We start from the raw sequence: 9,984 nt of genomic DNA on the forward strand, positions 1-9,984 counted from the left end.
ACAATAACAAATATTAATTGATACTTATTGGAACAATGAATTTACAGAGCGGCTGCAGTAAGTCCATTATGAGAATTGTTATAAAAGCAAGTTTTCAATTTACCCAAAACTTTTCAACAGCAAAGAAGCTTGTAAATAATGTTTCCCGGTTCTAAAATTCTTTTTCTTTTCAAAATGGAGGTTGGTGATTTCACCAAATTTGGTGTGCTGTTCCAGTTTGTGGATGAGTTTTAGTATGGCATTGAAATCGCCTTCCAAAGTAAATTGATGGGTGTTTATCTTTAAATCATTTTGGAGGATGACATGCGGTTCCAAAAACGAAACCACTTTGATGTTGGAGCTGTCAGCCACTGTATTGATGGTCTTTAAAAGGTTGTTCTGAAGTGAACTCCCGTTAATTTGATATTTGGTCAGCAGCGAATCGTAGTATTTTTGCTTCTGTTTCAGCAAGGAGATTTGTCTCGGGGTGTTTTCAAACAGGGTTTCCTGCTTCTTGAGGGCATTGTATTCTTGTTTTACCACAATGGTCTTTAAAATGGCCAATTGGTAACAGGTTATCAATGCGATGATAAAACCAATGCCCAACGCTATGTTTTTTTGCTTAATCGTCATCGTTCATATTGATTGTAAGGCTAAAGTTTGAGATTTGTTGTGAAGCGTCCCCGTAATTTAAAATCTCAACGGAACCGACCCAATCCATGGTTTCAAGTTCGACCAACCATTTCGAAAATGCTTCGCTATCGTTCGACTCCCCGGCGATGATGATGGTATTGGGTTTCAGTTCCACGGGTTTATCTTTTTTTATGTTTTTGGCCAAAGGTTGATAGTCCAGTTCCGATAATAAAACTGATTTTGGAAGGCTCAGCATAATGGCATTGATATAAAAAGAGCTTTTGGAGATGCTGCTCTTGAGCATATCCTCCACCATTTTTTGGGATTTGTTCACTTCCTCATCCAGTTTCAGCAAGGTCTGTTTCGTCGCTTGATTAACCTGCGAAGTTTGTTGCAAGGTGCTTACTGCATTATAATAATGGTTGAACACAAAAAAATTGACCAATAGGATGCCCAATATCAAGACCAATCCTATTTTAGAGAACTGTGCCACATACCTGGACTGATTGAAATGCTGTTTTAAATCAATTTTTAAAGCATCAAAATTGGTGATGGGGTGTATATGTTGCAGCGCCATGATCAATGCCGATGATAAAGACAGTACATAGTTGCTCTCCACTTCCAGTCCATTGATGTTGTAGGAAGAGGTTTCTACGTCTTGATGATTTTCAATATTGGAAATAGTTCTGCTTTCAAATGAGACTTTTGCATTTGAGGTGAATACAGTTTGTTGCTCAACAAAGCTGGAAATGGAAGAAACCACCAAGTTTCCTAACGAAACATCAATAATGTTTATTCCTTTGGTTTGGTATTCCTTAACCAACCCATTCAAATAATCCTTTCGGCAAATGGAAATAAAGTTTGTGTTTTTTTGACTAATTATTTCATAATAAAAATGTTCTAGGTTGATATTTGGAAAAGCATTGAAAACCATTTTGTCGGCATCAGAAAGTCGACCCAAAACCTGTTTGGTCAATACGTTATCGTCGTTTATGACCAAAAAAGCAGCCTGCTTTTTCTTTAGCTTTTCGGCCAGTTCTTCTACTGAAGTAGCCTGGAAGCTTTGCTCTATATCCAAAGATGTTTTGGACTTTTTTAAAACAGTGGCATATATGAAATCCTGACCAGTTTTCGAACTGTGTTCAACACCGCAAAAACGGTTGTTGTAGAGCAAATATGTTTTTAGGTTTTCGAGCATCAATAAATGACCGTTGGTTTGATAAGAACCGTAAGCTTGGCTTTGGAATCGGTTCGTTTGCGTTTACTGAACAGCCATTTGATGACCGGAACGCGGGCCAAAAATGGCACACCAGACCCCGAATCGTTCTTTTCCTGTTCTTCAAGTCCTCCAAGTACTACGATGTCTTGGTCGCGTACCCGAATGATGGAGGTAAACTCCCGTGAGCTTAAATCGGGCGGGGCATCCTCGGCGACACGTAGCCCAAAACTGGACTGGACCACGAATACATCCAAGGTTACTTGGCCATCACCAGATACCATGGGCTTAATGGTGAGTCCCAGTTCGGCGTCAATAGGTTCGTAATTGGTGATTTCGGAGGTTTGGGGATTGTCCGTGCCATAAATGTTACGCTGTGTCACGGCATAATAGGAGGTCTGTCCGTTGGAAAAGGTAGCCCGGTGTCCGTTGAGTGTCGATAGTTTGGGTGTAGAACGGATTTTAATATTGCCATTGTTTTCCATGGCCTTGATGGTAGCGAAAAAGTTCGGGACGACCTTTCCGATATTGACATGTCCAAAACCGTCGAACCCATTGAGCACTTTATTAATGGTCTTGGCGCCGAGGGTCAAATCCGTTGTAGGGTAAATACCGCCTTTGGTTTTCATGGGCTCATCACCAAGCCCCCAGGTTACACCTGCTTCAATTGTAGCATTTCGGCTCACCTCAATGAGCATAACTTCAATCAAAATTACGGGAACGGGCTTGTCAATTTTTTTCACAAAGGTCTTAAAGCGCTCAATATTAGCACCAGTGCCCGTGACATAAAAACTATTGAGCTCAAAATCGATTTTCACCTCCAGATCTTGGGTAATTTCATCGGGAAGAATGCTCAAAAGCGCTTCGGCCTTAGTCCCAGAATCGCTAAAGCTGGTTCTTGTGCCGGTATTTATGGGCGTTCTATTCGTACCATTATTTATTCCCGAATTGTTGCCGTACGAGTTGTTGAAGTTTCTGTTCGAGTTGGAATTACCATAACCGCTATTATACCCCATTTGACTTCCGCCATAGGTTCTGCCAGCCGTTCTGGAGCTGTAGCCTCCAGAAGGGTCGGCCAATAGTTCTACCGAACGGTGCTGAAGGTGGATAATTTCTACTGAACGAACGCTCAATTGGTTTTCCGTACCGAAGAAATAAGTGTCGCCTTCTTTTTTAAACGTAAACAATGCCGAACTGAAATTTGGACTAGAAGTGTTTTGGTTCGGGTTGGCCCGGTTGCCATTGGGGGTGTTTTCCCGATTAGGACCAGGTTCAGGCACTTGGTTGTTTTGCGACTCGAACATTTTGATGAGCAAGTCATCAAACGGAATAGATTCGGTTTTAAAGGTCACTGTGCCCGCTTCGTCTAAAGGAGTGGCCGTAAAAATATTAAGGTTAAGCTGTTGTGCAATATCAGCGATAATGTTGGCTATGGGCGTATTGTTAAAATCAACCTCCAACACTTTTCTGTAGGCATCCAATACCTTGAAGTTACTTTGGTTTCGTCTGCTGAATTGTTGGGGCGTCCCTGCGTCTGTTTCCGCGTCTTCGAAAACATAAAAATTATCCTTGGTCTTTTCCACAAACAGTTGGTTGGCCAGTGCCAGTTTATCCATGGCACTTTCAAAAGGCATATCCTTGATGTAGGAGGTCAACAGTTTGTTTTCCATACCAGGGGCAAATACCAGGTTTTTACCAGATTCATCCATGATGCGCTTGAATACATCATAAAGCTTGTCACCTTGGGCATCAATGCTAATGGTGGAGTCGTTGGGACGAAATTGAACAGGAATGACTTTTTCTTTGGGTTCTTCAACAGGAGGTGAGTACTTTTTTATGGCAAGGATATTTCCCGTAAAATCGATAGTCAAATCATATTCCTTGCAGAGGAATACCAATAGGTCGGCCACGGTAACATTTGAAAAATTGTTGACCAAAGTAATCTGGTTGAGCTCCGGAGCCAGGTTTATGTTGACCTTGTGAACATTGGAAACCGCCAGTAAAAAATTGGACAGTGTGATGTTGCTGACGTTGATTTCGGTCTTTACCGCTTCGGTTAGACCTGCATTGTCAACGGCAAGGATGTCCAATTGGTTTTTTATGGTCTGTATGCGTGGGTGCTCTTGTTGGGCAAAACCCATAAAAGAAATCAGTAAAAAGAAAATATATAGTTGTTTATTCATAAAAATTTTTTCTTCATGGTTGTAGCTGCCTTAATCAATAAGCAAGGCATATACTTCTTCAACAGACGTGATGCCGCGTTCAACCAAATCGATAGCGTTGCTTTTTAATGTCTTGATATCCTTTTCAATTAAATAGGCATCAATTTCCAAATCATTTTTTTTGATGTGGTTCACTAAATCTTTATCAATTGGAATGATTTCATAAATAGCCTTTCTGCCTTGATAGCCGGTGTGGTAGCAATTATTGCAACCTACAGCGATATAATGCGTTTTTAATGTTTTTGGAGAAACAAAGTTTTGTGGGAAGGTATCAGTTTGGATAGCTGTTTCTTTTTTACAGTTGGGGCAAAGCTTCCTCACTAAGCGTTGGGCCACACTGACGTTTAAGGTGCTGGCAATCAAAAAAGCGGGAATGCCCATGTCAATCAACCGGGATACCGTAGCCCAGGCCGAATTGGTATGCACGGTGGACAATACCAAATGCCCGGTCAATGCGGCACGGATGGCCATATTGGCGGTCTTGACATCCCGGATTTCCCCGACCATGATCACATCGGGGTCCTGACGTAAAAAGGTTCGGAGTGTACTGGCAAAATCGAGACCGATATTTTCTTTGAGCTGCACTTGATTGACGCCTTCCAAGGTATATTCGATAGGGTCCTCAATGGTGACGATATTGGTCTTGTCGTCGTTCAGCAATTTGAGCGTCGCATACAGCGTTGTGGTCTTTCCCGAACCCGTTGGCCCCGAAATCAATACAATACCATTCGGTTTTTTGATGGTCTCTTTATAGGTTTTCAGTTCTTTTTCCGTAAAGCCTAAATCTTCCAACTGGATATGGTCGGCGTCCTTGCTCAGGATACGGAGCACTATTTTTTCACCGTGAAGTGTGGGCAAGCTGGATACACGAATGTCAAATTCATCAGTATGCGTTTTTACGGTAATGCGCCCGTCTTGGGGCAATCGTTTTTCGGAAATATCCAATCCGCCCTTGATTTTCAGTTTGTTGACTATCACGGGGTATTCGCTAAGAGCAATGGAAAACTGTTCCTTAAGCTTACCATCCAATCGGAAACGTACCCGGCAACGGTGTTCATAAGGTTCAAAATGGATGTCACTGCTTCCTATGTTTTTGGCGGTCAGTAATAATTTTTCGAGAAAATCGGAAGTGTAGTGCAAATCCTCTTTTTGGGTATGCCGCTGCTTTCTAAAATTGGTTGAGAGGTACTGTTGGATGTTTTCAGCCGATTCGGGAACCAGTTCAATGTGTTTTCCCAAAACCACCTGTAATTCTTGTTTCAGGGCATCTGAAGGGTTGTCCGATTTAAAGGTCAGGCTCCCATTGTGAGCTGATATCGGTACAATTTGATAATGATAGGCCTGCTCACTGTTGATGAGTTGTATTAAATCGGTGGGTATGTTAAAATCCGTTTTTCTCATGTCATTAAAATCGATAAATGGATTTTATAATGCCCGACCAATAGCCCAAATAGACCAACCCAAAGAATAAGCTCATGTAGCCAGCCAAGGGTACACTTCGTTGCTTATTTTTTACCACCAAATGCAGTACAAGCGAAAATATCAATGCGCTTATAAAGAGTATCATAAATGTTATTGTCGAAAACGAAAAGACCATGGCCAAGAAAAATACAATGTCCCCTGAACCAAAAACCGTATTGAATTTGGTTTTTAATTTGATTTTGGAATACAGAAGCACCACTAAAAGTAGGATGGCAATGAATATTAAATTCATAAAAACTGAAGCAAAAAACATTTGGGGTATCACATTGGAATAGAACAACATCCCTAAGCACAAGGCAACCATGGGAAATAAAAACCAATAGACCAATCGTTCCTTAACATCTTGGTAGAGGATAGCTCCTAAAGTGATTATCAATATAATTTTCATGGCTAGGATCAATCTTTTACAGTCTGTTTTGGATTGCCGTTTTCATCAATTTCCCAAACATTGAATACGCCATCCCCATCAAAATCGGTAATGGCCGTGGCCCGCACCTTAAAGCTATTATTGCTTGCCTCCATAACTTCGTAAACGTAATTGGCCGTACCATTGTCCTTGACCGTTTTTGGCGCTTCAAAATCAATATCGTTTAAATCGCTGGCGTATTTGGAGTACATAAACCGATAGGATGTTTGGGAGTTATAGATATATTTTAACTGGGTCTGTGCTTCGATACTTTTTGCTTTACTAATCAAGGGCATTAAATTGGGCAATGCCAAGAGTAGCAGAATACCTATAATAACTAGTACGATGAGTATCTCCTGGAGGTTATAGGCGGGGAGTTTGGTTAAGCTCTTACGTTTTAAATTGTCTTTGTCCATTTTCGTTGTTGTATTACTGCTATATAAAGCCTTTTTCGCGAGCCAATTTCAAAAGGGCTTTGTCCGACTTTTTTTCGTTGTTAAATATTTGGTTGAGCCTCCGTTTTCTGCTTTCTACACCAGATTGTGACAGATGAACCACCTCGGTTAATTCTTTAGTTTTTGCACCCTGCGATAGGTGGTATAACATTTTACGGTCAATGTCATCCAAATTAAAGTCGTTGGAGACATGCTGCCTGAGCAATTTTAATATCGGCCTACTGTAAAATGGTACATCGTTGATAACATTTGTAACACCCTCCTTAAGATTATTAAAGGTCAATTCACTTTTTAAAAGCAGACCGTCTGGATTTAAAGTTTTTAAAATATTAACCAATCTGTAATTATTGTTTAAATGGGTTGCCACAATGAGCTTAACATTTGGAAATAGAGATTTTAATTTTAGCCCAATATCATCCCCCGATATTAGTTTTCTGTCTCTTGATGGAGGTAGGCTGATATCCAAGAATACTAAGTCGATAATATAATGGTTAGTTGCGTATTTTATTTCTTTATTGGCCTCATCACAGTTGCCTGCTGAGGAGATTTTGAAATCGATTGCACCATGCTCGGCAGAAATAGTTTCCAATACCCTTTTATAGCCTTCAATGATAAATGGGTGGTCTTCAATAATTAAGGTGTTTAGTTGTTTGGTCATAACTTACAAATTCAAAGTCAAAAAAAGCCATTAGTATTTATTTGATTTGATGCAGGTGCAACAAATCTATTCATATAATCTTAAAATAAAGTAAGGGAAATCCTTACTTGTGTAAAGGCTGTTTTTTAGCGTCAACCGGTGCTAAAATATTTCTGATAAGTGAGGGGTTAAGGGCTAATATAAAAAAATGGAGTGAAAGACTAAACCTTATTTTTTTCATGGTGTTCCATTACTTTTTATGTGCACTAACTTACTAGTTTTATAAAAGTTTTTTTTGATAAACCATAACATAATAACGCATGAAAACGAAAAAGCTAATTACCAACCTATATAAGGCTACTTTTAATATTTCATTATTCCTTTGTTTAGGAGGTTTGTGTTCTTCAAATGCACAAGATTATTACCCAGAACTTGAGAGTTTTTCAGATCCTTCTCCAAATGCCAGTGCTTTCACTCTTTATGGCGACTATCCGGTAAACTATAATACGGGTTTGGTAGATATGCGAGTACCTGTTTATACCATAAAATCGGGGTCTTTGACCCTTCCAATTGATATGAGTTTTCATGCTTCGGGAAGGCGCGAAAACGAAATGAACGGGTTTTTAGGAATGCGTTGGGTATTGAATACAGGTGGTATAGTAACACGTACTATACAGGGATATCCCGATGAGTGGAGTGGACTGACCACATATGAGGTTCCTGGTAATGACATTTCTCAACCGATTTTCTCAACCAACAACTACGACAATACACATGTGCCTTCATTTGATGAACTGTTGTATTCCAGTGTAATTGGTTTCACCTATGTATATAATAATTACGGAAGTAGTAAAAAGCGTCAATTAGATACCTATTATGACAGTGAATATGATATATTCAATTATCAATTACCATCTGGTAGGACTGGAAAATTTATACTGAAGAATGAAAATGGGGTAAAGAAGGTGATGACCATGCCTTATACCCCTTTAAAAATAGAACTGAGCAAAGATGATAACGATCCAGAGTCTTATACCCAAATAACAATTACCGATTTAGATGGTACCATATATCATTTTGGAGAAAAAAATACTGAGGATTATATTGAATATGAAACGTCCGAGAATATTCGCTTTCCAGTTAGTGGTTGGGATCATTTTGTTACAGGTTGGTACTTAAAGAGTATTACATCTGCCGATAAGCAAGATGTAATTTCATTTAACTACGACGGAAACATTTTAAGACAAACAGCAACTCGTATAGAAAGGGTGACTAAACAGGATCTGGTTGAACATTCGGGCATTAATGTTGAAGACAAAAATGATTATTTCCAAGAAAACCCAGATCCAGTAGATCCTTTCGCGGTTAGTTTATGGGGTTCTGTTTTTGACCATGATCTTGGTCTTACAACTTGTTGTTTAACAGAAACCTCCGAATACCAAGTTCCTGTTTTAAGCTCAATAGTGTTTAAAAACGGTGTGCTAGATTTTAGCTATGAAAATGTTTATGGGGGAAAAAAACTGACTGAAATAAACCTAAGTGGTAAAACCCCATATAAATTCAAGTTCATCCAGACTATTGGTGAGAATGAAAATTACATGCGTTACCTAAATGGTTTTCAAATGTTAATCCCGACGACATCGGGAGATAAAGTTTTTAAAGAATATAACTTCTCTTACTACGAACCGCCAAGTTCGACCCCGTTACCAAATGCGTTGTTTGGAGGTTCAATTTTGAAGGATTGGTGGGGATATCTAAATTGTAACACCACAGATCTATTGCCGGAGCAGGAAATACATCTGTTACCTGATATACCGTCAGGTTGTTACAATGGTGGCTATGGGTGCGATATAATAATAGGACAGTCGGTAAACAGGGATCCTGATTTAGAGTCTCTTAAATATGGCATGCTAAAATCCATTACTTACCCAACAAAGGGCACTACAGTTTTTGAGTATGAGAATAACTATTATCAGGACGGTTCAAATATAAAAAAAGGTCCAGGGTTGAGGATAAAAAAAATAACAAATAAACCGAGCCAAAACCAGACAGATTGGGTCGTAAAGTCGTTTGAATATGGCGAAAATGGCAACGGAGCCGGGTATCTCAACCAGGCTTTTTGGCCCGGTAGGTATACCGTTAATGAAATGAAGGTGTATTCGATGTGGGATTATACCTATGACGGTGTTTTTTTTAATAATAATGCAATGCAATACAGAACACGTGAGTTTAACTCGGAGTCAACATTGGGGTCAAGTGCTTTCGGAGGCAATTATGTTTCTTATGATGTGGTAAACGAATACACGGGAGAAAACAACAACACAAATTTAAGAACGGAATATGTTTACCATCCGAAATATCGTTCCATAGATGACCCCAACGGCTACAATGATAATATCACAGAGGAATTCACGGGCCGATGGGGGACGGCATTGACCATGGATTACCCTAAAGTTTTTATTGCGCCATTTAATAACATCTCACCCCAAATTTTGCTTAAAGGAGGCAAAATAGCCTACAAGACACAATTTAAGAACGTTAATGGAGTCTATAAAAAAATTTTAAAAGAGACATTTAATTATTATTGTGGTTCGGGTTATACGCTAAACAATATAGCTTGGGACATGCCAACTTTCCGCCATATATACTTTTACTGGGACAGAGATTGTTGTTTGAATCCAGGAGATCGATTCGATATTGAAAAGGACCACCCGGACCCTGCAATAGGTTATGGATTACGAAAATTTGTTTCCGGTGCGGCAAATATGTACAGTAAAGAGATAGAATATTTTGATGAAAATGGCATCTCCTATCTAACGGAAACCAAAAATTTTACTTTCGAGCCATTGCACAATCTTACCAAAACACAAGAATCCACCAACAGCGACGGAAAGGTAATCCGGACAGAGTACGAGTACCCGTTTGAGGATGTGTCGGTGCCCATAAACAACAAG

8 protein-coding genes are annotated in these 9,984 nt (G+C 39.5%); 1 reads left to right on the plus strand and 7 read right to left on the minus strand.

Features of this window, described 5'->3' with window-relative positions:
• Positions 1-99: 99 nt before the first annotated feature.
• From ACIEHO_RS10885 to ACIEHO_RS10915, 7 genes are read right to left on the minus strand one after another with little or no spacing between them, the layout of a single operon-like run.
• A complete protein-coding gene (locus ACIEHO_RS10885) occupies positions 100-612 on the minus strand; it encodes a hypothetical protein (RefSeq protein WP_406971569.1) in 513 nt (170 codons plus the stop codon).
• Positions 602-1,810, minus strand: a complete 1,209-nt coding sequence (locus tag ACIEHO_RS10890) for a hypothetical protein (protein WP_406971571.1) — start codon at positions 1,808-1,810, stop codon at positions 602-604. Before ACIEHO_RS10890 ends, ACIEHO_RS10885 begins: the two co-directional genes overlap by 11 nt.
• The gene (locus ACIEHO_RS10895; protein WP_406971573.1) at positions 1,810-4,011 is read right to left on the minus strand and encodes a type II secretion system protein GspD; all 2,202 of its coding nucleotides are present in this window, start codon (positions 4,009-4,011) and stop codon (positions 1,810-1,812) included. The genes ACIEHO_RS10890 and ACIEHO_RS10895 overlap by 1 nt, the downstream gene beginning before the upstream one ends.
• 30 nt (positions 4,012-4,041) lie before the next feature.
• Positions 4,042-5,451 (minus strand): GspE/PulE family protein, encoded by a 1,410-nt coding sequence (locus ACIEHO_RS10900; RefSeq protein WP_406971575.1) that lies wholly within the window; start codon positions 5,449-5,451, stop codon positions 4,042-4,044.
• 4 nt (positions 5,452-5,455) lie between these two features.
• Positions 5,456-5,920 (minus strand): hypothetical protein, encoded by a 465-nt coding sequence (locus tag ACIEHO_RS10905; protein WP_406971577.1) that lies wholly within the window; start codon positions 5,918-5,920, stop codon positions 5,456-5,458.
• A gap of 8 nt (positions 5,921-5,928) precedes the next feature.
• Positions 5,929-6,354 (minus strand): prepilin-type N-terminal cleavage/methylation domain-containing protein, encoded by a 426-nt coding sequence (locus ACIEHO_RS10910; protein ID WP_406971579.1) that lies wholly within the window; start codon positions 6,352-6,354, stop codon positions 5,929-5,931.
• Positions 6,355-6,373: 19 nt separating this feature from the next.
• Complete coding sequence (locus ACIEHO_RS10915; RefSeq protein WP_406971581.1) at positions 6,374-7,051, minus strand: DNA-binding response regulator; 678 nt, start codon at positions 7,049-7,051, stop codon at positions 6,374-6,376.
• Positions 7,052-7,350: 299 nt separating this feature from the next.
• On the opposite strand from ACIEHO_RS10915, the gene ACIEHO_RS10920 reads away from it, so the two are divergent.
• Positions 7,351-9,984, plus strand: a 2,634-nt coding sequence (locus ACIEHO_RS10920; protein WP_406971583.1) for a hypothetical protein, incomplete at its 3' end; no start/stop codon positions are given.

This window comes from Flavisericum labens (genome assembly GCF_045446075.1).
In the GTDB taxonomy this organism is placed as follows: domain Bacteria; phylum Bacteroidota; class Bacteroidia; order Flavobacteriales; family Flavobacteriaceae; genus Flavisericum; species Flavisericum labens.